Genomic DNA, 25348 nt, shown 5'->3' with positions numbered 1-25348 from the left:
TTTGAGGTCTGCTTTTTTACTAGATTAATTTAAAGATACTTTTAATTTGTCTTGCAAATAACCAGTTTTTCGTACCGTAGTTATCATTTAAACTATCTAAATTGATAGTTTGTCCGTTAGCAAACTTTAATTCTAACATTGTATTTTTGTCATTTGTTTTTAAATTACTATTTGTAATGGCATCATACTTTAATTTTTCAATTTCAACATATTCGTCTTTTTCTTGTCCGATCACGACATGGTCTTGGAAGAAGAAAAATACTTCTACTTTCTTACCGAAACAAAATACATTTTTCGTATAAATTAATGTCGCATTATCAAGTCCAACGCATACTTCTTTCATCTCTTCAATAACGTGTCCAAAGTCTTCTTCATGTCTTGCGTTTGATTCAGCAATCCATTCTTCGATTGTTTTCATATTAATTGCCATACTGTGCCCCCTGGTTCGTTCATTGCTTTGTAAAAAATAAATACTATATGAAAATATAAGCGATAAATACTATGTTTTCAAGGGTGAACGCTATATTCAAAATAAAGTTAAATTTCAAAGTAATATACTAGGAGCACCAATCTCATTATATTTTAAACGTTTGAACGAGGCATTCTTCCTCATCGATTAACTGTATTTTCTCATCAAATTCGATGTTTAGCTCCCTATATACTTTCTTCCAAAAAGAAACAGCTGGTACATTTTTCACAAGTTCGATAACGAAATATTGTCCTCGTTTCTCCTTTAGCAAACTCTCAATAACTTGTTTACCGATTCCTTTTCCTTTGTACTGATTCAATATGAAAATGTCATTTATACCAAAATCGTTTTCCTTCTTCAAAAATGGACGTTCCAGTAGTAATAAAAATCCTACAATCTCATTATCACTTTTAATAAAATACGGAGTGATTCCGTCATTTTCCCAAAACATATGTAAATCTTCGTATTCAAAAAAGCCATTTGCTCCAATTGTTATATGAGGTGTGAACTTAGAGAGGTCATGTAGATATAGTGCGTACAAATTACGTAATATTTCTTTTTCTGATTCTTGAACGGTTTGAAGTGTTGCAAACATTTTTAATGATCCCCTTTCCCATCTATAACTGTTTCTCCCTCTTTATTATTCGCTAAAAAAGTGTACCTCCCTTTGCAAAAAAAATAGCACTTAAAAAGTGCTATTCTGCTCGCCTTGCCGCTTGCTGAATTGGATCCCAAACGCTGTTATATGGTGGTGCGTAACTTAAGTCGACATCTTCTAAATCGTGAATGCTCATTTTATTAAAGAGTGCCATTGCGATTACATCAATGCGTTTATCTACACCTTCTTCTCCAATTACTTGTCCGCCTAATAATTGTTTCGTGTCAGAACGGTATAGTAATTTCAAGTAAAGTGGTTTCGCATTTGGATAATAGCCCGCCATATTAGTCGAATCTACTTTAACTGTTTTATACGGGATATGTAGTCCTTTTGCTTCTTTTTCATTTAAGCCTGTTCTTGCAAGCGTCAAATCCATAAATTTAATAATACCTGTACCTAACGTACCTTTAAAGGCTCTTCGTTTATCCAGCATATTTAGTCCAGCAAGTCGCCCTTGTTTATTGGCAGTCGTTCCGAGCGGGATATGATCATGAATTTCCTTTATAACGTGATAATGTGTTGCGCAATCACCAGCTGCATATACGTCTTGCACATTCGTTTGCATATATGCATTTACTTCAATTGCCCCTTTATGATTTGTACGTATATTTGTTCCTTCAAGAAAATCAGTATTTGGCTTCACTCCAACAGATACTAAAACAAGATCCGCTTTATACGTACCTTTATCCGTTTCAACTGCTTCTACTCGTTCATTCCCTTTGAACGCTTTTACATTTTCATTCGTTAAAATTTCAATATTATGTTTATCTGCTTCTTTATGTATATATTCCGCCATATCTGCATCGTAAATTGTACCGATATGATCATTTCTCTCAATCATTCTTACTTTCTTACCAAGTTCGACGAATGTTTCTGCCATCTCAAGCCCAATTGCACCGCCGCCAATAATGGTTACATCTTCAACTTTATTCGTTTCTAGCGTTTTTAATATGCGCTCAGCATCTGGAATTGTTTTTAAAAGATGAACACCTTGTAAATCTCGGCCTTCCCATTCTGGCATAACAGGACGTACTCCGGTCGCAATTAATAAACGATCGTACGGAAATTCAAAGACATCTTTCGTCTTCGTATGCTCTGCGTATACCATTTTCTTTTCCGTATCTACTTTCGTTACTTCATGTCGTACTTTCGCATCAATTCCATATTTATCACGAAACGTCTTTACATTACGCGCGATTAACTTTTCCGTTGAAGCGATAGCACCACTAATGACATACGGTAACCCACACTGCGCGTATGAATAAATCTCACCTTTTTCTAACGTCACAACATTTGCATTTTCATCGTTTCTAACAATTTGCATCGCTGCACTCATACCAGCTGCATCTCCGCCAATAATGACATAGTTCACTTTACCACTCCTTCTTTTTTACATATTCTTTACGTTTTCCACATTTTATAGAAATAACACCTACTTCCATTGTAAAGAAAGAGAATTTCATCTTCAAATTTTGTGCACAAACCTATGCCTGAATAGGTAACTGTCGTGTCTTATAAGCAATATGTTTAATATGCTATAACAGTAACAATTGAAAGTAGGTGAAACACATATGTGCGCCGGCCTTCTCGCTCAAACTCCAGAGGAACCGAAAGAACCAAAACCCGCCTTGTCGCTTGATCAAGAATTCTCTATTAACGCAACCATTTATAGTGCTCGTGCTTGGTTATCTAGTGATGAGACTTTCCCACAAACGATTTGGAAAGGCTCTCGCTTCGCTTCAGCATCACACGCTGGCAAGTCCATCTTACCAATCGGTACTGTGAAAATTTTGAACTTATCTGATGATACAATAACAGTTACTGCATCATCAGAATCAGATGATAATCTCAAAATAGTCGTACCCCCTCATTCTGAAGGTGTTTTAACATCTAATGGTTTATCTGATGTGCAAGCAAGTACATCAGGAGGAGCAAGTAAAGTCACATTCCTCTTTCATATCTTTTTCTCAAGGGATCCTGGTTCAGATAAAAAACCATAAAAAAGGTACAGTTATGCACTGTACCTTTTTTCACGTGTTCTATTCTCTTGATTTGATTAGTTCAACATTATAAGATTCAATATCCGTTAGCTTTCCTGTAAAATATGGATTTTCTCTATACCAAGACTGTTTTGAAAAATACGCTTGCATGTCTTTCGTTTGAAACATATGTCCATGTCTTGCGTATATTTCGTTTCTCGCTATTTTCAACTGTTCTTTCGATAAATATGCTAAGTCCGCACTCGTTAGTTTTCGAATATCACTATCAGGGAAGATAAAGCCATTATATACATACCGAGTCGTAGCTGGCGGAGTAACATTGTAAACAACTGTTTTTTCCGAGCTCTTCTTCTGGAATGGAAGATTATACGAAGGAAATGCCGTTACCGTTTCTACCTTCGTCGTTTCCCTTCCATTTTCTCCATTTCGTTCTAAATAAATCGTCGCACTTCCATCAGTCGCTACAGGCCCCCACGTAATTTCTTCTCCAACCAGCGCTGTAACTGGCTTTTGATTCACGTACAATGTTGCACCAGGCACGTTCGTTTGGACAGTAATATATTGACCTTGCAACGTTAAATCTATCGTTACATTATTTTGACCTTGTTTCATAAGTACAACCTTTTCTTCACGTGATAGTTTCACATAGTCATTTTTATATTCTGCTTGAAACACTTGAGTTCCCGGAAGAAACGGTCCATATTGCTTCTCAAACTTTTTGTCATCTGTTTTATCAATTTCTTTTCCGTTCATTTTTAAAGCTGCACCTTTTTCATTTGAAAGCAACGTCGTATAATACGTCTTTGCTTTCAATTTATACCGATCAAATAAAAAGAAATACTTTCCGTCTTTCGTTAACGAAAAGTCTGTTCTTTCGATTCCGTTCCCTTGTTTTTTATCTATCCTCAAATGTTCTTTCAATTCATTCACGTAAGATGGATTTTCTTTTATATACGAAAAGAGTGGCATTAGACTCTCTCTCGTTATAACAACTGACGGATCATCTGCCGTGACGATTTCAGCTAACTTCTCCCCATCCTGCTCTTGTAAAATCGTAATCATCCGGTCTACTTGTGCCGACTGCTTATAATACGATGATCCGTACAAATAGAGTCCGACAATCGCTATAACAAATATTGCCAACAGCGTAATACCAACCTTTGCACTACCACTCATGTTCTTCTTTACTACAGGACTTCCCCTCTTCATCCCGCAGTTTTGACAAAATTGCACACCTTCTTCAAACTGAGCCCCACACTTTGTACATACATTCATCCATCCAACCACCTTTTCGTTAGATGCCAGTTATTCCCTGTGTAAAGGTTTGAATTATCGTGCTAATGTAAGACCACAGTACAATGAATGTTGCAATTCCGATTAAAACATTTGCGATAAGTAGTGTATAAATAGGATCTAATCCGCCGTTATCTAGTTTTACTATAGCGACAATTATACTAATTCCCATATACGTTGTAGCCAACCCTAATAAGATTGGTAAGAAAAAGATTAATAAAAAGCTAAACAGAAAAGAAAGAACTAATATAGCAATAGCTGGCGTCGCCATTGCTCCCCATACACCGAATACTTCAAAAAATGTAAATGAAGATTTCATCATCTTCCCACTTACAAAAATAATAAATCCGACAAATAAAGTTAAAATCAATAGAAAGAAAAAGACCGTTATAGCTTCTCCAAAAAATGTAGGAGTAGAAACATCTGGCACTAAAGTTCTCGTAAGCGCTGCCCCAGCGCTCATTATTCTATAAAAAATACATGCTCCTAAAAAACAAATAAGAATGAGACTTGTAATTCCATTTCGTACTTCAATACTTCCACTTTTCATAATAGTCGATGGGGATTTAAAAGCATTTTTAAAGAACTGAAAATAGCCACTTGCAAACCGCTTCGCTTGCTCTACCGTTTCATTTGGTCGAGCTTCCTTTTCTTGTGCTACGCGTGCCTGTTGCTCACCTTCTTCCTGTGCACTACTCGCTACTGCTCCCTCCGTTAACGAATGTCCACAATTCCCGCAAAACTTTGCCTCTGTTGCATTTTCTGTATGACACGCCGGACATTTCATTCTCTCATCCCTCCTTAAGCATATACCGTATAGGGTGTTACAAATTCAATATATGACTTTGTACATAAAACATGACTACAAGAAAAAGATTCTGAAATCCTTCTTCCGAAAGAAAATATATGTGCTAGCAATCTTGAAAAAAAATGCTATTATGAAACAGAATAAATAATATTTTTAACAGATTGGATGAAAAACAATGGAATTGGTAAACTCAATTTTTCAAATACTCCTTACAAGCGTAATCCAATTATCTTCTTTAATTGGTGTTATCATTGTAATTGGATTTCTATTAGGTTATTTAGAATCTCTCACACGAATGTATTGGTCGAGAGCTTTCGGAAGAAAAGGATTCCTATTAACGGCTTGGATCGGTGTTCCTATTCACGAACTTGGACATGCCATTATGTGCGTGCTGTTCCGTCATAAAATTGTAGCAACGCAGTTTTTTCCAACAGATACAAGTCAAGGTGCTTTAGGTTACGTACAGCATCAATACAATCAAAAAAGTGTATATCAACGAATTGGGAATTTCTTCATTGGAATTGGTCCTATTATTTCCGGTATTACTGCACTAATACTTTTAATGCGCTATTTCGTACCAAATTCATATTTCTTATTTAATACAACTCTCGAAAAAACAATCGCTTCTACTTCTATTAATGTAGAAATGGTTCAAAACATGCTCTCGTCAACATTCATATTATTAAAGAGCTTATTTACAATAAATAATGTATTGAATCCTTCCTTTTGGCTATTTTTATTTATCGCCATTTGTATTTCTGCACATATCGCTTTAAGTAAACCAGATATTAAAGGATCAATAGACGGTGTTATCGTCATGTTTATCTTGTTATTTTTATTCAATATAATAGCAGGACTGTTCCAGTACGACAGTAACCAGCTCATTGGCAAAGTGATGAAATATAATATGTACCTCATTGCATTTTCTAGTGTGGCACTTCTGTTCTCTTGTCTTTCTACACTTGTTAGTTTTGGGTTTTATAAAATAAGAGGAGGGCGTTCGTTGTGAACGCCCTCCTCTTGTCAATTATTTCCTTTATAATCACAATGTTCAACCGGAACACGAGCATGTCCCTCTTCATCGGTACACCATGACTGCGATTGGAAGGCAAGAAAGATACCAATCCATTTTTCTTCCTTTTCAAAATGAATGAGTATTCCTCCGTCTTGCCATATACCATTATCACCTTTCCATTTCTCTACATTTCCTTGATTCATGTGAATATCATGTATCCCGTTTCCTGGCTCGAAATGAAAGTAAGAATCAGGTGTATTTTCTTCTGGTCCCCATCTTTCACCAAACGCGTAAATAATTGCTTTTTCTTCTATTGCTCTTTTTATATAACGTTCTATTTTTTCATTTAAATCATTATCCACTCCTGCTTTTTCAGCAGGTAAAGGAATCATTTGTTTCGAATCAAATACATTACCTCTTACGTAGTCTAAAGCTACTTTCGGTTCATTGTTTTTTATTTCTGTAAAACCAAATGGTAATGTTGGTAAAATATGAATCGCCTCTGACCGAATATTGTCGCTTGCAAAATATAAAACTTCTGACGGATAACTTTGCGACTTTACGTTAATTGCAATACGATAATCTACTTCTGCTTCACCTTGTAAATGAACTTGATAATGAGGTATTTTCCCTTTTCCAATCTTTGATTGTATAACGGTACCTTTTAACACACCATAATTTTTTAAGGGCATACATTTCATCTCCTATTCATTTAGTAGAAGCTATTCATATTTAAATCATTATCCACTCATAAAAAAAATCCTCCTATGTTAGGAGGATTTTTAATTTCTCAACATATACCAAACAATAACCTCTACCACTACAAGTAACACCGCACCAAAAATCATTAATGTCGTCTTTTTTAATAGTTCATTTTCACGATACGGAATGTTACATAAATACGCACCTAGTGTAATCCGTGACGGGCAAGCGATCGTCGCTACTGATGATGCGGTGTTTTGCAATGTTGTGACGTATTGCCACGGGAGTGCTAGGTTTTGCGCCGTTTGCATTTGTAGTTTTATGAACATCGCATTTGATCCTGCATTACTACCTGTTAAAAAGCCACCGATTCCACCGATGAACGGAGCAACGAAAACGAAAAAGGTTCCAAATGTGTCACCAGCTGTTTTTGCCAGTAATGCATGCATGCCAGATGCACCCATTAGTTCTGAAATGGCGATAAACATTGTCGTCGTAATCGCAAATGGAATCCATTGTTTTATCGTTTGCGAGAGTGATTGTTTCATAATATGAGATGGAATGCGGAAGAAAATGATTGTAAATAAACAAGTCATACCGAGCCAAAATCCTGGTGAATACAGCATTTCTAATTTGTAAGAGTATGATTTTAAATCAAGGACTGCATATGATCTGAACAAGTCATGTAATGCAGGAACGAGGCGAGAAAGTAAAATACAAACCGTTAGAAATATATAAGGGCTAATAATTTTTAGAATAGATACTTCTCTCTCCGTTGCCGCAGCATGTTCTGTCATTAGATTTTGTTCATTTTTTCCCTTTAATTTAATGATAAGAAATCCAAATGTAATGGTAACGATAGAACTTAATATACCTGCTAATTCTACACTTACGTATGCGTTAGAAAGATAGATTCCGAGAGAAAATAATAGAAAGAAACCGAATCCTTCCTTCCACTTTTCAATAACGGCCTGCCAGCCACCAACAACATGTAAAGAAAGAATGACGAAATAAGCAAACATCGGAATACTTAATAGCGCTGTATTTGTACCGAGTGTTGTAAGAGGCATATTGGTAAGCTGCGAACCGATAATCGTACCGGTTGCCATTGCCCCCCATGAACTAGCTAGTAAGCCGATAAACGAGAGCAGTACAGCTTGGAACGGTTTATAACCTAATGAAAGAAAAATAGGTGCTGCAACCATAAAGCCGATTCCGAATCCACTTACTGATTCAATTAGTGGGCAAATACCAAAACACATAAGAAGCATTTGTAATAAACGATCTTGCGTCACTTCTTCTAAAAAACGCGCTACTTGATCGATGTACCCCATTTTGTTCATGAGGTGAAATAAAAAAATACCGAAAAATAAAACGTACCCGACAATAAAACAAATTAACCAACCTTTAATCGTTGCGTGCACAGTTTCACTTATCCCTAGTTGAAATGTTGGCGAAAGTAAAACGATTCCAACAGATACAACGTAAGCAATTAAAGAAGACCTTAATGACGTTTGTTTCAATAAAAATAAACAAATGAAAATCATCATAATTGGGATAAGTGCCAACAATATGGCCATGTTATCATCTCTTTTCATTAAAAATACAATTTTTAACTATTATATAACAGATGTCATAATTTTCAATTGTTTTTGCAACAGATTTAAAAAAGGAGCCAAACGGCACCTTTTTCATTCACCCCCATTTTCTTTTATCCTGAAAAACCGTCTGCTGTCCGACTATTTTGTCTAACACAACAAACACAATATAAGCACATATTACTTGCAATACAACATTCCCAAATTTCATTAATTCAAATGAATGGATCCATCCAAATAATTCATTTAATAATACAATCGAGACGATACTAAATAGTTCTATACTAATCGAAAATAGACATATTTCTAAAATAGATTGCTCTTGAATGCGATTTAAGTTAGAAAAGATGAATACATATCCTAAAAATAGAGCCATCAATTCTATTTTCGTCATGCTAATGAGCCAAGCGTATAGTGGTACAGTTAAAAGAAGATATAGTAGTTTACGTCTTAGCATGCTTTCTCACCCTCTGAATTATATGTATTTTCTGTATATTTTAACATTTATTACGTAAAACAAAAAGAAGAGACTTACGCCTCTTCTTTTTGTTTTGTTGCCTGTATGAATTCACATATTTCTTCTCGTTTTTCATTTTCTAACAGTTCAATAATTTTACTTCCAACAACAACTCCATCACATATTGTAATCATTTCTTCTACATGTTCCTTTGTTGAAATACCGAACCCTGCTACTACCGGTAAATGCGTATGTGATTTTACTTTTTCTAAGTAACTATGAATCTCATCTTTAAAGTTTTGACGTACTCCTGTTACGCCTGCTACTGTAACGGCGTAGACGAACCCTTCTGATTCACTCGTAATTTTCTCGATTCGCTCAATTGGGCTCGTAACGGTAACGAGTGGGATTAAAGCGATATTTGCAGTTCGGAGAAGCGGTGCAATAATGTCTTGTTCTTCATACGGTAAATCTGGAACGATAATACCGTCCACACCTGCCTCTAAGCATCTCTCAATGAATCGTTCTTTTCCGAATGCAAGTACTGGATTTAAATATGTCATGAGTACAAACGGAATTTGTACTTCTTTTCTTACTTCTGCTAACGCTTGAAAAATGCCCTTTAATGTTACACCGCCATCTAGCGCTCGTTTCCCTGCTCTTTGAATCGTTGGGCCATCTGCGACTGGATCTGAAAACGGGATACCAATTTCAACGATGCTTGCTCCTGCTTCATCGAGAAAACGAATTCTTTCTTTTAATTTTTCAAGGCCACCATCTCCGCCCATTACGTACGGAATAAATGCTTTCTTGCCATTTTCAAATGCTTCTTTAATTTTTTCTACTCCCATTTTTTACACCTCTTCCATATAATGTTTTATACTCTCTACATCTTTATCACCGCGGCCAGATAAACAAATGACAAGCCCTTCGTCTTTCTTCATTTGCGGCGCTAATTTTAATGCGTATGCGACAGCATGCGAGCTTTCTAACGCCGGGATAATCCCTTCTTTTTTCGTTAATAATTGAAATGCTTCTAACGCTTCATCATCAGTAATGGAATGATACGAAACGCGGCCAATATCTTTTAGCAAGCTATGTTCTGGCCCAACACCAGGGTAATCAAGTCCCGCCGAAATAGAGTGAGCTTCTTGAATTTGTCCTTCTTCATTTTGCAGAAGATACATCATCGATCCGTGGAGAACGCCAATGCTTCCTTTCGTTAAAGTAGCTGCATGCTTTTCTGTATGAACTCCTTTTCCAGCTGCTTCTACGCCGTAAAGAGCAACTTCTTCATCGTGTACGAACGGATAAAACATTCCCATCGCATTACTACCACCACCAATACAAGCAACGACTGCTTCTGGTAACTTTCCTTCTAATGCCTCATATTGTTTTTTCGTTTCATTTCCAATTACACTTTGGAAATCACGGACAATTTGCGGGAATGGATGTGGTCCGAGAACAGATCCCATAATGTAGTGCGTATCATGCACGTGTGAAACCCAGTAACGAAGCGCTTCATTTACCGCATCTTTTAATGTACCGCTACCTGCCGCTACACTTTCTACTTTCGCTCCGAGTAATTCCATTCGGAACACATTTAATTTTTGACGTCTTACATCTTCTTCTCCCATAAAAATGACGCATTCTAATCCGAGTAGAGCACATACAGTAGCTGTTGCAACTCCGTGTTGTCCAGCTCCTGTTTCAGCGACAACTTTTTTCTTGCCCATTCGCACTGCAAGTAGTGCCTGACCGATTGTATTATTAATTTTATGAGCTCCTGTATGGTTCAAATCTTCACGTTTTAAATAAATCTGTGCACCACCGCAATACTTCGTCATATTTTCAGCATAATATAGCGGTGTTTCTCTTCCGACATACGTTTTTAAATAATGATTTAATTCCTTTTGAAATGCTTCATCTTGCATCGCTTCTTTATATGCTTCTTCTAGTTCTAGTACAGATTGCATTAACGTTTCTGGAACGTATCGGCCTCCGTATATACCGTAATGTCCTTTTTCATCTGGATATGCGTAGTTCATTTGGAACACTCCTTCGCTTTTATAATAAATTGTTTTATTTTCTCTACATCTTTCTTTCCTTCTGTCTCTACTCCGCTGCTCACATCGACCATATATGGCCGAACAGTTCGAATTGCTTCTTCTATATTAAGAGCGTTTAATCCACCAGCTAATATCGTTTTCTTTCTCCATTCTTTTGGCATATGCCCAAGTAGTTCCCATGAAAACGTCTTTCCATTTCCTCCATGAAACTTTTCTTTCGGGCTATCAAATAATATATAATCCGTTTCATACCCTTGAGCGTTTTTCATATCACTCTCTGAAGTTACTCCTAGCGACTTTATAGACGGAATATTCAATCTTCTAATTTGATAATTGTCTTCATCCCCATGTAGTTGCACATGCGTTAACCCGCACTCATCTGCAATTTTCTGGATCACTTCTACTGATTCATTTACGAAAACACCAATTTTTAACACGTTAGCTGGAAGCTCCTGAATGATTTCTTCCGCTCTCTTTGGAGTGATTTTCCGCTTACTTTCTGCAAAAACAAATCCGAGTGCATCTGCTCCGTATTCGCAAGCACGTTTTGCTGTTTCCATATCAGTGATGCCGCAAATTTTCACTTTCATATATTCACCTTACAATCTTCAAAAAAGGGACGAATAGAAGATGATGTCATAAGTGCTTCCCCAACTAATACACCTTTTGCTCCTGCTTTTTTAACACGAATAATATCCTCTTTTGAATGAATCCCGCTTTCGCTAATCCAAAGTAATTTCTCCTCATTCAATCTTTTTCCAAGCTTTTCAGTTTGACTTAAATCTACTTCGAACGTTTTTAAATTACGATTATTAATGCCAATCACGTGAGGATTTAATTGAATCGCAGTTTCTAATTCCCGCTCATCATGAACTTCAACAATCGCTTCCAATCCTTTTGCTAACACATAGCTATACAACTCTTTTAACTTCTCTTTCGTTAACGCTGCTACAATTAGTAAAATAATATCTGCTCCCGCTTCATACGCTCTATCGATTTGAATCTTATCAATTATGAAGTCTTTACATAAAAGCGGAATGTTACTTTCTTCTCGTGCTGTTTGTAAATCATGAAACGATCCTTTAAAAAATTGACCATCTGTTAAAACAGATACTGCTCCTGCACCACATTTCTCATATGTTCCCACTTGTTTTCGTACGTCAACGTGTAAATTGATATCCCCTTTTGATGGTGATGCTCGCTTTACTTCTGCAATGACAGTAAACTGCTGTAACGCTTCTACAAGTGAATGTGTCTTTCTTTTTGTTTTTACTGGTGTATATATTTCATATAACTCCGCAACTTCCTTTTTCTTCTGTTCTACAATTTTATCTAAAATCGTCCCCACTTTAGTTCACCCTTTCTAATTTTTCGTTGCTTGCTGCAATTAATAAGTTTAATTTGGCCAATGCTTTTCCAGAGTCAATGCTATGTGCCGCGAGTTTAATTCCTTCTTCAATCGTTTCCGTTTTTCCATTTGCGAAAAGAGCTAGACCTGCATTTAATAAAACTGTATCGCGATAAACACTCTTTTCTCCGCTCAATACTTCAAGCGTAATCTTTGCATTTTCTTTTGAATTCCCCCCTCTAATTTCTTCATTTTTCACTCTTGAAAAACCATACTTTTCTGGATCAATGCTCATTTCTACTATTTCATTATCTTTTAAAAGGACTACATGATTTTCCCCTTGTAATGACGCTTCATCTAAAAAACCACTTCCATTTACGACAAGCGCTTGTTTCCGGCCTAACTTTTGTAATACTTGTGCAACTGGTAATAACATATCTCGTTTATAAATACCGACAAATTGTGTTTCTAAATTCACTGGATTTGTTAAAGGGCCAATTAAATTAAAGATCGTCGGCACGTTTAACTCTTTTCTTATTTTCATAATGCGTCTTAGTGCTGGATGCATCGCTGGTGCAAATAAGAATGCAATGCCCACATGCTCTAATAAATAATCAATTTCGTTTGGCGTACTGCTAATATTTACACCGAGTTCTTCTAATAAATCTGCACTTCCTGTTTTACTAGAAACAGCACGATTACCATGTTTTGCAACTTTTACGCCAGCTCCTGCCAGTACAAATGCCGATGTTGTACTTATATTAAACGTCTGTGCACCGTCACCACCCGTCCCGCAATTGTCCATTGCTCCTTGTATATGGTTCGAAAACGGCAATGCCTTTTCGCGAAGAGCTCGAACGAGACCGTATATTTCTTCTGCAGTTTCACCTTTCGCTTTCAGTAAGACTAAGAAAGCTGCAATTTCACTTTCTAATATGTTTTCACTTAATAAAAGTAGTCCTGCTTTATACATTTCCTCTTCTGTTAAATGTTGACCCTCAACTAATTTACGAAGATAGTTATTCATACTCTTTCCTCCTCTTTCACTTCTGTTAAAAAGGCACGTATTAACTTTCCGCCTTCTTCTGTTGCGATTGATTCCGGATGAAACTGTAATCCGAAGAGCGGATAATAATTGTGACGGACTGCCATTATTTCTCCGTCGTCCATCGCTGTCGCTAATATGTCAAAACACTCTGGCAAGCTCGTTTGCTCTGCAACAAGGGAATGATAGCGCATTGCCGTTAGCGGCTGTGTAGCGTATGAAAAGATTGACGTTCCGTTATGTTTCACACGCGATGTTTTTCCGTGTTTAATACGTTCTGCTCTAACAATGTCTCCTCCAAATGCAGCTATGATCGCTTGGTGGCCAAGACAAATCCCTAATATGGGAACGTTCTTATAAAGATGACGAATCACTTCAATACAAATGCCAGCATCCTCTGGTTTTCCTGGTCCTGGTGAAAGTACAATTCCTTTCGGCTTCATTTCTTCTAATTGTTCTATCGTTATTTGATCATTTCTTACGACAACAATATCTTCTTCGTATTCACCTAACAGTTGATACAAGTTATATGTGAATGAATCGTAATTATCAATCAGTACAATCATTTCATTACCTCCAAAAGCGCTCTCGCTTTATTTAACGTTTCTTCATATTCAGCAACTGGGTCTGAATCGTAGACGATACCCGCTCCTGCCTGAACGTATGCTTTTTCATCCTTTACGACCATCGTTCGAATGGCGAGCGCCATATCAAGATTTCCTGAAAAACTAACGTATCCAACTGCACCGGCGTATACATTTCTTTTTTCATTCTCTAGCTCATTTATAATTTCCATCGCTCTAATTTTTGGAGCCCCAGAAACCGTGCCTGCTGGTAAGCAATACGCTAGCGCATCAAATCCGCCCATTTGTTTTCGCAATGTTCCGTAAACTTCAGATACAATGTGCATAACGTGAGAGTATTTTTCTACTTTCATATATTTATCTATCGTAACCGAGCCGATTTCGCTCACTCTACCAATATCGTTTCGCCCAAGATCTACAAGCATCATATGCTCTGCTCGCTCTTTCTCATTGCCTAACAGTTCTTTTGCAATTTCCTCATCTTCCCTCTTCGTTTTCCCTCTTGGTCTCGTACCAGCAATTGGATTCGTCATCACTTTATCTTCCCTTACTGATAGTAAACTTTCTGGCGAAGAACCGAGTACAACATAATCTTGAAAATCGATATAGAACATATATGGTGATGGATTGGCAATTCGAAGTTTTCGATATAACGCGAATGGATCTCCCATACATTCACTTTGCAAACGCTGAGATAATACAACTTGAAATATGTCCCCGGCTCGAATGTGTTCTTTCGCCGTTTCTACCATCGCGCAAAATTCTTTTTCCGTTATAGAAGAAGTGAATGATAATGTTGATCTTATTTCAGTTACTTCAGCTTCTTCTCCCTGTAGCACTTCCTCTTTGTATATTTGCAACCTTTCATATACTTCTTCGTAATCTGCTGAATCATCTTCCCTGCATACATATACAAACGACAACTTTTGGCGTAAATGATCGTAAACGATAAACTCACGATATAGTAAAAGGTGTACTTCCGGAATATTTAATGGATCGTGTAAATCCGCTCCAATGTTTTCATACTGCCGAATGACATCATATCCAATATAACCAACTGCTCCTCCGCAAAATGGAAATGGACTGTCTACTTGTGACGGTGCAATTACTTCTTCTAACACTTGTAGTACGTTACCTTGTACCTTTTCTGCCCTGCCGAAAATCGTTTGTTCCACTTCCGTACCAACGCTTTTCACTTCTCCATAGGGATTACATCCCAAGTAAGAATAACGTCCTTTATCTTGATGAAGCTGTGAACTTTCTAATAAGAATTTCTTCTTCCCTTTCATACGTCTATATAAAGAAATTGGCGTAATGCTATCTCCTTCTTCTTCAGTGATTACTAAAAATGTCTTTCTCTCTCTTTTTTGTTTTATAAATTCTTCTTTCGTCATCATGTCCTTCACCTCGCCCTGAAAAATAAAAAAGTCCTCTACATATCGAAAATATGTAGAGGACGATAAATATACCGCGGTACCACCTCGTGTTGGATGCAAAAGCATCCCGCTTTGTTCAGGTACAAAATTTATACCTTATCCTTGTAACGGCGGAACCCGGGTTGCCTACTGAAAATAATTGTTCAGCATACCTCTCGTAAGCCCATTCCGTATTTGGCACCGCACCGGGCTCCCACCTATCCCCGGCTCTCTGTAACGTCTCCAATATACGTACTCTTCTTACTTCAACGATTTCATTTATTTAATTTTTTGTACACAAAAAGGGAGTACTCATCCTATAGAAAGGACGGGTACTCCCGTGGTGCCACCTTAATTCGTTACGAATGTAACGCACTTTACCGTATCAAAAACAATACGTGTCTCTTGTATCGATGAGATCATGTCGCCAAAGCCTACTTCTTTCGTTTCGGTTTGGAAGCTCCGAAGCCCATTCCACATCAATTCCATACTGATTCGCACCAACCATCAGCTCTCTGACATGTTCATCATGTGTACTCTTCTTCATCAACGCTTGCATTTTTTTTAGTTGCACTCATTATAGACCTGACTTTTTTCACAAGTCAATACTTTTTCAAAAATTTTATTTTTCTTTCCTTTCAATATTATATTGACAAAACAACCGCTTTTTATGTAAATATAATAAATACTCTATTAAAAATAAGGTTTTTTGTATGAATATTATATATTAAAAAAGTAAAATAACATCAAAAAACGCTTACATTTCTGAAAATTCATATTTCTGTATGGATTTTTCAGAATAATCATGATAGATTATAAATATGCATAACGCATCAAAAGACATGACAAAAGGAAGGGGAACTACATGAGTACGCAGATGTTAACTTTAACTTCAATCTCTATTTACATGCTCGGGATGTTAGTAATTGGCTATTTCGCCTATAAACGAACGTCCAACTTAACAGATTATATGCTTGGCGGGCGTACACTAGGCCCCGCAGTAACAGCATTAAGTGCTGGAGCATCCGATATGAGTGGTTGGCTTTTAATGGGATTACCCGGAGCAATGTTTAGCGTTGGATTAAGTAGTAGTTGGATTGCGATCGGCCTGACACTAGGCGCATACGCAAACTGGCTATATGTCGCTCCTCGCTTACGTACCTACTCTGAAATTGCAAACAACTCTATTACTATCCCAGAATTTTTGGAACACCGTTTCCACGACAAATCTCACATGCTACGCTTAGTATCCGGACTTGTTATTATGATTTTCTTTACTTTCTATGTAGCTTCAGGATTAGTTTCAGGTGCTGTATTATTTGAAAATTCATTTGGCATGAACTATCATGTTGGATTATTCATTGTTGCGGGCGTTGTTGTCGCTTACACATTATTTGGTGGTTTCTTAGCAGTAAGTTGGACAGACTTCGTGCAAGGAATCATTATGGTAGTCGCTCTTATTCTTGTTCCTATCGTAACAATTATGAATTCAAACGGACTGGGACCTGCATTTGATACAATTCGTTCTGTAGATCCAACACGTTTAGATATTTTTAAAGGTGCCTCTACTTTAGGGATTATTTCTTTATTTGCATGGGGCCTTGGTTATGTTGGACAACCTCATATTATCGTACGCTTTATGGCGATTTCCTCTGTAAAAGAAATTAAAAGCGCACGAAGAATTGGTATGAGCTGGATGATTTTCTCTGTTGTCGGAGCTATGTTTACTGGCCTTATCGGTATTGCTTACTACTCACAACAAGAGTTAACATTATCTAACCCAGAAACAATTTTTCTTGAACTCGGAAAAATTTTATTCCATCCACTTATTACTGGATTTTTATTAGCAGCTATTTTAGCAGCGATTATGAGTACAATTTCATCTCAATTACTCGTTACTTCTAGTGCTATAACAGAAGATTTATATCGTACATTCTTTAAACGTTCTGCTTCTGATAAAGAACTTGTATTTGTCGGTCGTATGGCTGTACTTGTTATTGCCTTAGTTGGGTGCGCATTAGCGTTTAAACAAAATGATACGATTTTAGCTCTTGTTGGATACGCTTGGGCTGGATTTGGTTCTTCATTCGGACCTGCTATTTTATTAAGCTTATATTGGAAACGCATGACGAAGTGGGGCGCACTTGCTGGTATGATTTCTGGTGCCGCTACAGTCATTATTTGGACTCAATTCAAATTCTTAAAAGAATTCTTATATGAAATGATTCCTGGTTTTACTATTAGTTTACTAGTAATCGTAATTGTTAGTTTACTAACACAACCTTCAAAAGAAATTGAAGAGCAATTTGAAAATTTCGAAAAACAACATAGTCATAATCTATAAAAGAAGAACTCTGCTGTTATCGTATCAGCAGAGTTTTCTTTTTATCAAAGTTCGACAATCTTCTGCTCGAATTTAACAATTTCTTTATGTTTCGTTAAATTAAACGTAACACTACTCCTTTATAGTAGTACTATCAGCACTTATACAGAAAGGGGACTCCAACATGTTAGCAGCTTTCCAGCAACAACAAACACGAAAATTTTCACCTATCACCAATACTTCTGCGTCTTGTTTGAACATACAACCTAATCCACCTAAAATTTCAATTGCTCCTTCTGTTATTTCAGTCATTGGTGTTCATATGGAAAAAAATAAGTTAAAAGTAAGAACTGGACAAAGCACTGAGCTATCAGCTTCTGTTTTGCCAGTGCAAGCAACGAATACAGAACTTATTTGGACAAATATGAATGCTGATGTTATCACAATGTATCCAAAAGGTGATACGGTAACGATTACTGGAAAAAGTGCCGGAAGAGCAGTCGTAATTGTCACAACTGCTGAAGGAAAGTTCCGTGACCTATGTATGATTCATGTACAACCTTATATGACAAATCCAAAGTAAAAGAGTGGCTACGAAGCCACTCTTTTACTTTGTTTCAATGTATGAATTTTTACTTGTAACGAGATTGATGAATTGATCTTTATCTTTAGGAGAAATAATTTCTGTTTGATGTGCACCGTAAACAATTTCAAGTCGATCAAACGATAAGGCATAGGCTGCTACTGGATTTTTCGTATTTGAAATTTGTTTTATATCTCGTATAAATATGCGCTTTTTAACGAAACCCGATTTAATAGTAATTCTTTCTTCTCCGACGATATATTTTGTTGAAAACCAACTCCACATAAATAAGATGGCCAATGGAATTGTGAAAAATAAAAGAAAATATTCTCTTCCTGCAAATATTGGAGCAAAACAGGCTCCAATGACAACGAAAAAAATCGGATATAACCATACATCTTTTTTTGATGGAAATTCCACTAAACTTCTCCTCTCTTGATTTAAGTCAATGAATCCCTTCCCCTTCCACGATTACAATAAAAACAACATGAGAATAGGAGGACATATTATGACAGAACGAAAGTATGCCTTATTTGCTAGCTTTTCTCTTCTTGTTATGGCATTCATTGCATTTTTTTCTTACGGTTTTGTTCATGGAAATCTCGTTGTACAAGAAGACGCGGGCGCGACATTCCATAATATCCAAACTTCAAATTCACTTTTCAAAGCGGAAATCTTCGGTTGGATTATCATTTTCATTACTGATATTGTCGCCGCGTGGGCTCTTTATTTCTTTCTAAAACCAATTCATACTAGCCTCTCATTACTAGCTGCCTTGCTTCGTCTTATGTATACAGCGATACTTGGAATCGCCATATTCAATTTAATATTGGCATTGCTACTTTCAAAAAGTATGATTGCGAATCCAGAAACATATGTGATGTTGTCTCTCAGTACATTCGAATACATTTGGTCTGTAGGGTTAATCATTTTCGGCTTACATCTTTTCACTTTAGGATATGTAACTTTTCTATCTAAACAAATACCGAAATTGATTAGTGTATTACTATTCATCGCTGCTATCGGTTATATCGTAATTCACGTCATGAATACAATGTTTTCACAATATGATGCGATGATTTCCATTCTTAATGTTGTCTTTCAACTACCGATGATCGCAGGTGAACTTGGATTTAGTATATGGCTATTGATTAGAGGTGGAAAAGACTCTACTGTTTGAGTCGTTTCTTAATTCTACTTAATGATTCTGGCGTAATACCTAGATAACTTGCCAATTGATATTGAGGAACACGATTGATTAAATGAGGTCGTTTTTGTAATAATGATTTGTAGCGCTCTTCTGGTGTCGATGCAATAAATAATGTAAGTTCTTCTTGTACCTCACCAAAATTGTATTCAATCATTTGACGTGTCATTTCTTCTAACTGTGAATATCTCTTATACATGTCCTTTTCACAATACAGGTCGCCAACTACAACTAGACAGTCTTCTAAACACGTTAACGTATGCGGAGATGATTTATCTTCTTTATGATGATTAAAATTTGCGATTGCTTGTTCTTCTGTATAAAAATTTGATGTGACTTCCTTCCCTGCTTCATCTATACTATGTTGCCTCACGCATCCTTTTAATACAAAGTAACATTTAGACGGAACATCTCCTTGCCTTAGGAGCACTGTTCCTTTTTTATATTCTTCAATTTGTAATTCACTGAGAATCATGTGCTGCTCTTCTTCACTTAGTGTTGTAAGGCTCTGCATATACTTCTTTAATATCTCTTCCATTTCCCTCTCCCTTCTACGCCCGTATTTCTATAAAACAAAAAGAGAAGTATTACAACTTCTCTTTTCTCTCTTAACATTATAATTCCTGTGTATAAACAGGCTCGTTTACCACATCTTTTGCTGTTCGTTTTTGTTGCTGCAATAAGAAAACAGATACACCAAACAATACGAGCATGCTACCGATCATTTGCATAGCATTTAATCTTTCCCCAAGTATGAAGAACGCTAGTATAGATGCTCCAACTGGTTCCCCTAAAATACTCATCGAAATTGTTGTTGCATTTACGTAGTTTAATAACCAATTATTAATGACGTGTGACACTGTCGGCACGACCGCAAGTAAAAGAAAGACGGTCCAATCCCACTTTGTATAACCTGTAAAAGGCACTTGCAACACTATATTATAAATCCCCATAAAAATACCTGCGAATGCAAAAACAGTAAAGCTGTAAATCCAGTGTGATACTTTCTTTACTGTCGTTTGCCCGATAAATAAATAACCGACAACTGCTATTACACTTAAAAAGGATAATATATCTCCATAAATTGCTTGTTCACTTAGTCCTAAATCTCCCCAACCGATACACACTACACCTAGTATCGCAATTCCCATTGTCGCAATGGCTGAGTATGTTGTTCTTTCTTTAAATAAGAAAAAACCTCCAACTAAAGATACGATTGGTTGAAGCGCTAAAATAATCGTCGAACTCGCAACTGTTGTATGCTTTAAAGATTCAAACCATAAAAGAAAATGAAGTGCTAAAAAGAAACCAGATCCAATTAAAAATCCCCAATCTTTTATTTGAATCTTACTAAACTCTTCCCGTTTTTTCCAAACGATAGGCAGCATAATAAGTACGATAATCCATAATCGATACATACTTAATATGGAAGATGGTGCTGAGGACATCTTTACAAAAACTGCTGCGAATGAAATGGCTATAATGGAAATGGCTAATGGTAGTGCGATTGATCTTTCTTGTTTCAAATTCCGTCTCCCCTCTCACCTGTCAAAAATCCCACTTCATTATATCCGTTTTCTTCCCTAACTTAAATACTAATTTTTTAGATTCTTCGTACCATTATGGTAAAATAGAAACGAAAGCACCTATTAGTGAATATTTCTTTCTTTTTCACTACAAGCGTCGCTCTTACAATCATTACAGTAAATTTTATTTAGGGGGATCTACATGAATCAAACAATTGGGAGAATTGAAGAGATTTCATTTTATAGTGCATCACTTCAAGAAGATGTTACACTTCTCGTTTACTTACCGGTAAATTACACACCGCTGCACAAACATACAGTTGTAATTGCACAAGATGGCAGAGATTATTTTCAGCTTGGGAAAGCACACCGTGTAATTGAGCGCCTTCGTGAAACTGAAGAAATTGACCGTACAATTATTGTCGGTATTCCATATAAAAATGTACACGATCGTAAAGAAAAATATTTCCCAAATGAAGTGAAAAACGCTGCGTATATTCGTTTCCTTGCTCATGAACTTGCACCATATATCGATGAAAATTATCCAACGTACCAAATGGGGAAAGGTCGTGTGTTAATTGGTGATTCTCTTGGCGGAACAGTTTCCTTCATGACCGCACTTATGTATCCGCATACATTCGGTAAAGTCGTTATGCAATCACCATTTGTGGATGAAACAGTAATGAACTTAGCAAAAGACTTCAAAAATCCGGAGGCGCTAGAGCTTTATCACGTTATTGGGACAGAAGAAACAGCTGTAAAGCGCACGGATGGACAAGTATCTGATTTCGTAGGGCCGAACCGTGAGCTTAATACGCTTCTGACAGATAGAAATTTCATCACGCATTACGAGGAGTTTGAAGGTAATCATACGTGGAAATATTGGCAAACTGATTTACCGAAAGCTTTCTCTCATATACTATCAATGAAATAATAGAGAGCAGTATTCAGAATAATTTGATATAATAGATTAAGAGAGTTATTTTCTCAAAATCTAACTAGACTTACAAAGGGAGGAATTGGAACATGAAATTAGGCATTGTAATTTTTCCATCTAAAATGATTCAAGATAAAGCGAACGGATTGCGTAAACGTTATGATCCGCACTACGCATTAGTTCCGCCACATATTACATTGAAAACACCCTTTGAGACGCAAGATGAACAATTAGAATCGATTGTAAACGAGTTACATACAATCGCAAGTAAAACGAACCCTTTTACCCTTCATGTTGGAAAAGTTGGTTCATTCGCACCTGTTAATAATGTTCTTTATTTTAAAGTAGAAAAAACACCTGAACTTACTTTCTTAAATGAGGAAATGCATAGCGGATTCTTTACACAAGAACGCGAATACGCTTTTGTACCTCATTTAACAATTGGACAAGGCTTATCAGATGCAGAGCATGCTGATGTACTAGGTCGATTACGTATGAAAGATTTCTATTACGAACAACCAATTGACCGCTTCCATCTTCTATATCAATTAGAAAACGGAACATGGACTGTACACGAAACATTCCGCCTTGGAAAGGGGAACAACTAATTTGCATGCACAGATCGTACAAACGGACGAACAACTAAGAGATGCATTCTCTGTACGTAAGCAAGTATTTGTGAAGGAACAGCAAGTTTCTGCCGAAGAAGAGTATGATGAGTTTGAAGAAACTTCCATACACGTTGTTATATATGATAATGATGTTCCCGTTGGTGCTGGACGTTTTCGCACCATTGATGGAATAGGAAAAATGGAACGCATTTGCGTACTAGCTTCCCATCGTAAAAAAGGCATTGGAAAAATTGTTATGGATGCACTTGAAGCATATGCAAAAGAAAACTCGCTTCCAAAATTGAAGCTGCATGCCCAAACACATGCTGAAGATTTCTATAAGAAACTTGGATATGTAACGAGTTCTGATGTATTTATGGAAGCAAATATTCCTCACATCGTTATGATAAAAGAATTGTAATTTGAAAACAGGAGGTATCCCCTCCTGTTTTTTACATTGCTATTTTCTTTTTCTTCCGCTAAAGTTAAATGTTGATGCTATAGTTTTGAAGGTGAATATATGACACAAGAAAAATTTTCACAAAAATCATTAACGCACGCTGATATTCCACGTGCAACATATCATATTCCGAAAACATCTACCCATTTAATTATGGAAGAAGATGCAGATGCGGCGTATTTCCGCGCTCTCGAACAGCAAAATGTATTTTTAAACGAAAAACAATTAGAGGCCGTACGAACGACAGAAGGCCCTGTTCTTACATTAGCTGGTGCCGGAAGCGGGAAAACATCTGTTTTAACAACTCGCGTCGGTTATCTAGTAAATGTAAAACAAGTTCATCCGAGAAATATTTTATTACTTACATTTACACAAAAAGCGGCTGAAGAAATCCGAAATCGTGTAGCGAATTTACCAGGTATGAATCATGCAGCAAGTAGCTACGTTGTTGCCGGTACGTTCCACTCTGTCTTTTTAAAATTGCTTCGTAGTCAAGGATATAATCAGCAAATTTTAGCAAACGAAAAACATAAACAAATTATGATAAAGAAAATTCTAAAAGAATTGCGTTTAAAAGACGATTATGATGCTGAAACGATGCTCGCGATGATTTCACTTGAGAAAAACAAGTTGAATCGTCCGAAAGATGTAAAAGCAAAAACACCCGTTGAACAAGAATTTAAAGAAGTATACGAGCGTTTTGAAGAAGTGAAACAACGATATAATTATATCGATTTCGATGACATCTTATTAGAAACATATTATATGTTAGAAAATAACGCTCCTTTGCTTACCCAATTACAACAACGTTTCCACTATATCGAAGTAGATGAGTTCCAAGATACATCGTATGCTCAATATGAAATTGTAAAATTGTTAGCTTCGCCAAGAAATAATTTATTTATCGCAGGTGATGACGATCAGGCTATATACGGCTGGCGAGGAGCAAGTCACCAAATTATTTTATCTTTCCCAAAAGAATTTGATAACACTACGATTATCGCCCTTAATACGAATTATCGATCCAATCCTTTTATCGTCGGACTTGGAAATGAAGTTATCAAACTAAATCAAGAACGGTTTGATAAAGAGCTATATTCTGTTCGCGAAGAAGGTGTACAACCTTTTTATGCAAGACCAGCTACGACTCTTGATGAAGCAAACCAAATTTTGCAGCTCATTCAAGAAAAGGTAGATAGCGGTGAACGAAACTATAAAGATTTTTGTTTACTATATCGCACACATTCCGTCAGTCGTTCGTTACTTGATCAGCTTACCATTCATAAAATCCCGTTCATTAAGCACGGTGCGAGTCAGTCATTTTATGAACATTCTTTAATTAAGCCTGTATTGGATCATTTACGACTCGTAATTGAACCGTTTCGATTAGAATCACTTTCAAATATATTACCAACTATGTATATCGGGCGTGATGATTGTATTTCATTTATTGAACGTGAACAATGGAAATATGGTGAGGGTCGTTTTCCTTCTCTTCTTCATTTCTTATTATTAAATCCTAGCTTAAAACCTTTTCAAGTGAAAAAGGTAAATGAGCGTATCGATTTTATTAAATTTATAAAAGAATTAGAACCGAAAAAAGCTTTAAAAGAAATTATTCATGGTAAAGGAAAGTATTTAGAGTACTTACAAAGTAACGATCGTTCTTCCTTTACGATGCATAAAGATATACAAGAAGAAATGTTAGAAGAATTAATGGAGTCGGCAAATCGTTTCACCGATATTCCAGCTTATTTACAATTCATTGATGAAGCCATTCAAGGGCAAAAAGAAATGGAAGCATTAAAAACAATGCCGCAAAAAGATGCTGTTTCACTTATGTCTATTCATAACGCAAAAGGCCTTGAATTTCCATGTGTCTTTTTACTCGGAGCGAGCGATGGTATTCTGCCCCATACTTCTTCTTTGAAAGATGCAAATGATCGTGTTACAGAGACTTCTGAAGCTTTAGAAGAAGAACGCCGACTACTTTATGTCGCGATTACACGTGCAAAAGAAGAACTATACATTTCCTCTCCGCAATTTTTCAGAGGAAAAAAATTAGATATATCTCGTTTTTTGTACACTGTACAAAAGGATTTACCTGAAAAGACATCCACTAAATAAGGATGTCTTTTTTTTATATTGCATTATGTACATCCCTCCTATATAAATTCCCTGTTTTCATCATGATAATTAACGTAATATCAACCATATCTCATTCATATTGTAATAGTGTA

Annotated in this window: 27 protein-coding genes and 2 other annotated features; of the genes, 9 read left to right on the top strand and 18 right to left on the bottom strand. The window is 36.5% G+C overall.

What is annotated here, in order from left to right:
• Positions 1–19 precede the first annotated feature (19 nt).
• The 3 genes from AC2CGR_RS01670 to AC2CGR_RS01660 form a co-directional block, all read right to left on the bottom strand.
• Positions 20–430 carry a DUF3908 family protein gene (locus AC2CGR_RS01670; RefSeq protein WP_484480462.1) on the bottom strand — a complete coding sequence of 137 codons (411 nt, stop codon included), beginning with the start codon at positions 428–430 and terminating at the stop codon, positions 20–22.
• A 145-nt stretch (positions 431–575) separates the two neighbouring features.
• Positions 576–1064 (bottom strand): GNAT family N-acetyltransferase, encoded by a 489-nt coding sequence (locus AC2CGR_RS01665; protein WP_087965417.1) that lies wholly within the window; start codon positions 1062–1064, stop codon positions 576–578.
• A gap of 100 nt (positions 1065–1164) precedes the next feature.
• Positions 1165–2499 carry a CoA-disulfide reductase gene (locus AC2CGR_RS01660; RefSeq protein WP_131101660.1) on the bottom strand — a complete coding sequence of 445 codons (1335 nt, stop codon included), beginning with the start codon at positions 2497–2499 and terminating at the stop codon, positions 1165–1167.
• Between the two features lie 199 nt (positions 2500–2698).
• On the opposite strand from AC2CGR_RS01660, the gene AC2CGR_RS01655 reads away from it, so the two are divergent.
• Positions 2699–3127, top strand: coding sequence for a hypothetical protein (locus AC2CGR_RS01655; RefSeq protein WP_087965423.1), 429 nt, complete (start codon positions 2699–2701; stop codon positions 3125–3127).
• Between the two features lie 39 nt (positions 3128–3166).
• Here the strand turns inward: AC2CGR_RS01655 and AC2CGR_RS01650 are convergent, their stop codons facing one another.
• Positions 3167–4402 carry a TcaA 3rd/4th domain-containing protein gene (locus tag AC2CGR_RS01650; protein ID WP_484480461.1) on the bottom strand — a complete coding sequence of 412 codons (1236 nt, stop codon included), beginning with the start codon at positions 4400–4402 and terminating at the stop codon, positions 3167–3169.
• Positions 4403–4421: 19 nt separating this feature from the next.
• A complete protein-coding gene (locus AC2CGR_RS01645; RefSeq protein ID WP_270185381.1) occupies positions 4422–5207 on the bottom strand; it encodes a zinc ribbon domain-containing protein in 786 nt (261 codons plus the stop codon).
• A 196-nt stretch (positions 5208–5403) separates the two neighbouring features.
• Here AC2CGR_RS01645 and AC2CGR_RS01640 point away from each other — a divergent pair, with 196 nt between their 5' ends.
• The gene (locus AC2CGR_RS01640) at positions 5404–6237 is read left to right on the top strand and encodes a hypothetical protein (protein WP_087965429.1); all 834 of its coding nucleotides are present in this window, start codon (positions 5404–5406) and stop codon (positions 6235–6237) included.
• Positions 6238–6251: 14 nt separating this feature from the next.
• Here AC2CGR_RS01640 and AC2CGR_RS01635 read toward each other — a convergent pair whose 3' ends face one another.
• From AC2CGR_RS01635 to trpE, 10 genes are all read right to left on the bottom strand, one after another.
• Positions 6252–6935, bottom strand: coding sequence for a DUF2278 family protein (locus tag AC2CGR_RS01635; RefSeq protein WP_484480460.1), 684 nt, complete (start codon positions 6933–6935; stop codon positions 6252–6254).
• A 90-nt stretch (positions 6936–7025) separates the two neighbouring features.
• On the bottom strand, positions 7026–8525 hold the full coding sequence (locus AC2CGR_RS01630; RefSeq protein ID WP_484480459.1) for an L-lactate permease: 1500 nt from the start codon (positions 8523–8525) through the stop codon (positions 7026–7028).
• Between the two features lie 115 nt (positions 8526–8640).
• Complete coding sequence (locus AC2CGR_RS01625) at positions 8641–9000, bottom strand: DUF4029 domain-containing protein (protein ID WP_087965433.1); 360 nt, start codon at positions 8998–9000, stop codon at positions 8641–8643.
• A gap of 74 nt (positions 9001–9074) precedes the next feature.
• Positions 9075–9851, bottom strand: a complete 777-nt coding sequence (trpA, locus tag AC2CGR_RS01620; protein ID WP_270185382.1) for a tryptophan synthase subunit alpha — start codon at positions 9849–9851, stop codon at positions 9075–9077.
• Positions 9852–9854: 3 nt separating this feature from the next.
• Positions 9855–11048 carry a tryptophan synthase subunit beta gene (gene trpB, locus AC2CGR_RS01615; RefSeq protein WP_484480458.1) on the bottom strand — a complete coding sequence of 398 codons (1194 nt, stop codon included), beginning with the start codon at positions 11046–11048 and terminating at the stop codon, positions 9855–9857.
• Entirely contained in the window at positions 11045–11659 is a 615-nt protein-coding gene (locus AC2CGR_RS01610) for a phosphoribosylanthranilate isomerase (RefSeq protein ID WP_484480457.1), read from the bottom strand. Before AC2CGR_RS01610 ends, trpB begins: the two co-directional genes overlap by 4 nt.
• Positions 11656–12417 carry an indole-3-glycerol phosphate synthase TrpC gene (gene trpC / locus AC2CGR_RS01605; RefSeq protein WP_087965439.1) on the bottom strand — a complete coding sequence of 254 codons (762 nt, stop codon included), beginning with the start codon at positions 12415–12417 and terminating at the stop codon, positions 11656–11658. Before trpC ends, AC2CGR_RS01610 begins: the two co-directional genes overlap by 4 nt.
• 1 nt (position 12418) lies before the next feature.
• Positions 12419–13444, bottom strand: coding sequence for an anthranilate phosphoribosyltransferase (gene trpD / locus AC2CGR_RS01600; RefSeq protein WP_029437874.1), 1026 nt, complete (start codon positions 13442–13444; stop codon positions 12419–12421).
• Complete coding sequence (locus tag AC2CGR_RS01595) at positions 13441–14028, bottom strand: aminodeoxychorismate/anthranilate synthase component II (protein ID WP_087965440.1); 588 nt, start codon at positions 14026–14028, stop codon at positions 13441–13443. Before AC2CGR_RS01595 ends, trpD begins: the two co-directional genes overlap by 4 nt.
• Positions 14025–15443, bottom strand: a complete 1419-nt coding sequence (trpE, locus tag AC2CGR_RS01590) for an anthranilate synthase component I (RefSeq protein WP_131101654.1) — start codon at positions 15441–15443, stop codon at positions 14025–14027. Before trpE ends, AC2CGR_RS01595 begins: the two co-directional genes overlap by 4 nt.
• A gap of 52 nt (positions 15444–15495) precedes the next feature.
• Positions 15496–15740 (bottom strand) — a binding site (T-box leader).
• 42 nt (positions 15741–15782) lie between these two features.
• Positions 15783–16020, bottom strand: a binding site (T-box leader).
• A gap of 306 nt (positions 16021–16326) precedes the next feature.
• Here trpE and putP point away from each other — a divergent pair.
• Both putP and AC2CGR_RS01580 read left to right on the top strand, forming a co-directional pair.
• Entirely contained in the window at positions 16327–17805 is a 1479-nt protein-coding gene (putP, locus tag AC2CGR_RS01585) for a sodium/proline symporter PutP (RefSeq protein WP_484480456.1), read from the top strand.
• Between the two features lie 163 nt (positions 17806–17968).
• A complete protein-coding gene (locus AC2CGR_RS01580; RefSeq protein ID WP_087965444.1) occupies positions 17969–18367 on the top strand; it encodes an Ig-like domain-containing protein in 399 nt (132 codons plus the stop codon).
• 24 nt (positions 18368–18391) lie between these two features.
• Here AC2CGR_RS01580 and AC2CGR_RS01575 read toward each other — a convergent pair whose 3' ends face one another.
• Positions 18392–18787 carry a PH domain-containing protein gene (locus tag AC2CGR_RS01575; RefSeq protein ID WP_087965446.1) on the bottom strand — a complete coding sequence of 132 codons (396 nt, stop codon included), beginning with the start codon at positions 18785–18787 and terminating at the stop codon, positions 18392–18394.
• Positions 18788–18875: 88 nt separating this feature from the next.
• Between AC2CGR_RS01575 and AC2CGR_RS01570 the strand changes: the two genes are divergently transcribed.
• Positions 18876–19547: a DUF4386 domain-containing protein gene (locus tag AC2CGR_RS01570; protein WP_484480455.1), complete on the top strand. Its 672-nt coding sequence runs from the start codon at positions 18876–18878 to the stop codon at positions 19545–19547.
• On the opposite strand, the gene AC2CGR_RS01565 is transcribed toward AC2CGR_RS01570, so the two are convergent.
• A complete protein-coding gene (locus AC2CGR_RS01565) occupies positions 19537–20112 on the bottom strand; it encodes a Crp/Fnr family transcriptional regulator (protein WP_087965449.1) in 576 nt (191 codons plus the stop codon). The two genes, AC2CGR_RS01570 and AC2CGR_RS01565, sit on opposite strands and share 11 nt — an antisense overlap.
• 76 nt (positions 20113–20188) lie before the next feature.
• Positions 20189–21100 (bottom strand): DMT family transporter, encoded by a 912-nt coding sequence (locus AC2CGR_RS01560; RefSeq protein WP_029437869.1) that lies wholly within the window; start codon positions 21098–21100, stop codon positions 20189–20191.
• A 202-nt stretch (positions 21101–21302) separates the two neighbouring features.
• On the opposite strand from AC2CGR_RS01560, the gene AC2CGR_RS01555 reads away from it, so the two are divergent.
• From AC2CGR_RS01555 to AC2CGR_RS01540, 4 genes are all read left to right on the top strand, one after another.
• On the top strand, positions 21303–22034 hold the full coding sequence (locus tag AC2CGR_RS01555) for an alpha/beta hydrolase (RefSeq protein WP_087965451.1): 732 nt from the start codon (positions 21303–21305) through the stop codon (positions 22032–22034).
• Positions 22035–22126: 92 nt separating this feature from the next.
• The gene (locus AC2CGR_RS01550; RefSeq protein WP_000765878.1) at positions 22127–22645 is read left to right on the top strand and encodes a YjcG family protein; all 519 of its coding nucleotides are present in this window, start codon (positions 22127–22129) and stop codon (positions 22643–22645) included.
• Position 22646: 1 nt separating this feature from the next.
• Positions 22647–23069: a GNAT family N-acetyltransferase gene (locus AC2CGR_RS01545; protein ID WP_000543275.1), complete on the top strand. Its 423-nt coding sequence runs from the start codon at positions 22647–22649 to the stop codon at positions 23067–23069.
• A 99-nt stretch (positions 23070–23168) separates the two neighbouring features.
• Positions 23169–25235: an ATP-dependent helicase gene (locus AC2CGR_RS01540; RefSeq protein ID WP_270185383.1), complete on the top strand. Its 2067-nt coding sequence runs from the start codon at positions 23169–23171 to the stop codon at positions 25233–25235.
• Positions 25236–25348: the final 113 nt, after the last annotated feature.

The organism is Bacillus sp. LSHTCR4 (genome assembly GCF_057197025.1).
Note: the sequence above shows the minus strand (reverse complement) of the source record. Positions and strands in the feature narration are given on the sequence as shown.

Coding starts and splice junctions, on each gene's coding strand:
- AC2CGR_RS01670 (WP_484480462.1), bottom strand. CDS start 430: ATGGCAATTAATATGAAAACAATCGAAGAATGGATTGCTGAATCAAAC.
- AC2CGR_RS01665 (WP_087965417.1), bottom strand. CDS start 1,064: ATGTTTGCAACACTTCAAACCGTTCAAGAATCAGAAAAAGAAATATTA.
- AC2CGR_RS01655 (WP_087965423.1), top strand. CDS start 2,699: ATGTGCGCCGGCCTTCTCGCTCAAACTCCAGAGGAACCGAAAGAACCA.
- AC2CGR_RS01650 (WP_484480461.1), bottom strand. CDS start 4,402: ATGAATGTATGTACAAAGTGTGGGGCTCAGTTTGAAGAAGGTGTGCAA.
- AC2CGR_RS01645 (WP_270185381.1), bottom strand. CDS start 5,207: ATGAAATGTCCGGCGTGTCATACAGAAAATGCAACAGAGGCAAAGTTT.
- AC2CGR_RS01640 (WP_087965429.1), top strand. CDS start 5,404: ATGGAATTGGTAAACTCAATTTTTCAAATACTCCTTACAAGCGTAATC.
- AC2CGR_RS01635 (WP_484480460.1), bottom strand. CDS start 6,935: ATGCCCTTAAAAAATTATGGTGTGTTAAAAGGTACCGTTATACAATCA.
- AC2CGR_RS01630 (WP_484480459.1), bottom strand. CDS start 8,525: ATGGCCATATTGTTGGCACTTATCCCAATTATGATGATTTTCATTTGT.
- AC2CGR_RS01625 (WP_087965433.1), bottom strand. CDS start 9,000: ATGCTAAGACGTAAACTACTATATCTTCTTTTAACTGTACCACTATAC.
- trpA (WP_270185382.1), bottom strand. CDS start 9,851: ATGGGAGTAGAAAAAATTAAAGAAGCATTTGAAAATGGCAAGAAAGCA.
- trpB (WP_484480458.1), bottom strand. CDS start 11,048: ATGAACTACGCATATCCAGATGAAAAAGGACATTACGGTATATACGGA.
- AC2CGR_RS01610 (WP_484480457.1), bottom strand. CDS start 11,659: ATGAAAGTGAAAATTTGCGGCATCACTGATATGGAAACAGCAAAACGT.
- trpD (WP_029437874.1), bottom strand. CDS start 13,444: ATGAATAACTATCTTCGTAAATTAGTTGAGGGTCAACATTTAACAGAA.
- AC2CGR_RS01595 (WP_087965440.1), bottom strand. CDS start 14,028: ATGATTGTACTGATTGATAATTACGATTCATTCACATATAACTTGTAT.
- trpE (WP_131101654.1), bottom strand. CDS start 15,443: ATGATGACGAAAGAAGAATTTATAAAACAAAAAAGAGAGAGAAAGACA.
- putP (WP_484480456.1), top strand. CDS start 16,327: ATGAGTACGCAGATGTTAACTTTAACTTCAATCTCTATTTACATGCTC.
- AC2CGR_RS01580 (WP_087965444.1), top strand. CDS start 17,969: ATGTTAGCAGCTTTCCAGCAACAACAAACACGAAAATTTTCACCTATC.
- AC2CGR_RS01570 (WP_484480455.1), top strand. CDS start 18,876: ATGACAGAACGAAAGTATGCCTTATTTGCTAGCTTTTCTCTTCTTGTT.
- AC2CGR_RS01565 (WP_087965449.1), bottom strand. CDS start 20,112: ATGGAAGAGATATTAAAGAAGTATATGCAGAGCCTTACAACACTAAGT.
- AC2CGR_RS01555 (WP_087965451.1), top strand. CDS start 21,303: ATGAATCAAACAATTGGGAGAATTGAAGAGATTTCATTTTATAGTGCA.
- AC2CGR_RS01550 (WP_000765878.1), top strand. CDS start 22,127: ATGAAATTAGGCATTGTAATTTTTCCATCTAAAATGATTCAAGATAAA.
- AC2CGR_RS01540 (WP_270185383.1), top strand. CDS start 23,169: ATGACACAAGAAAAATTTTCACAAAAATCATTAACGCACGCTGATATT.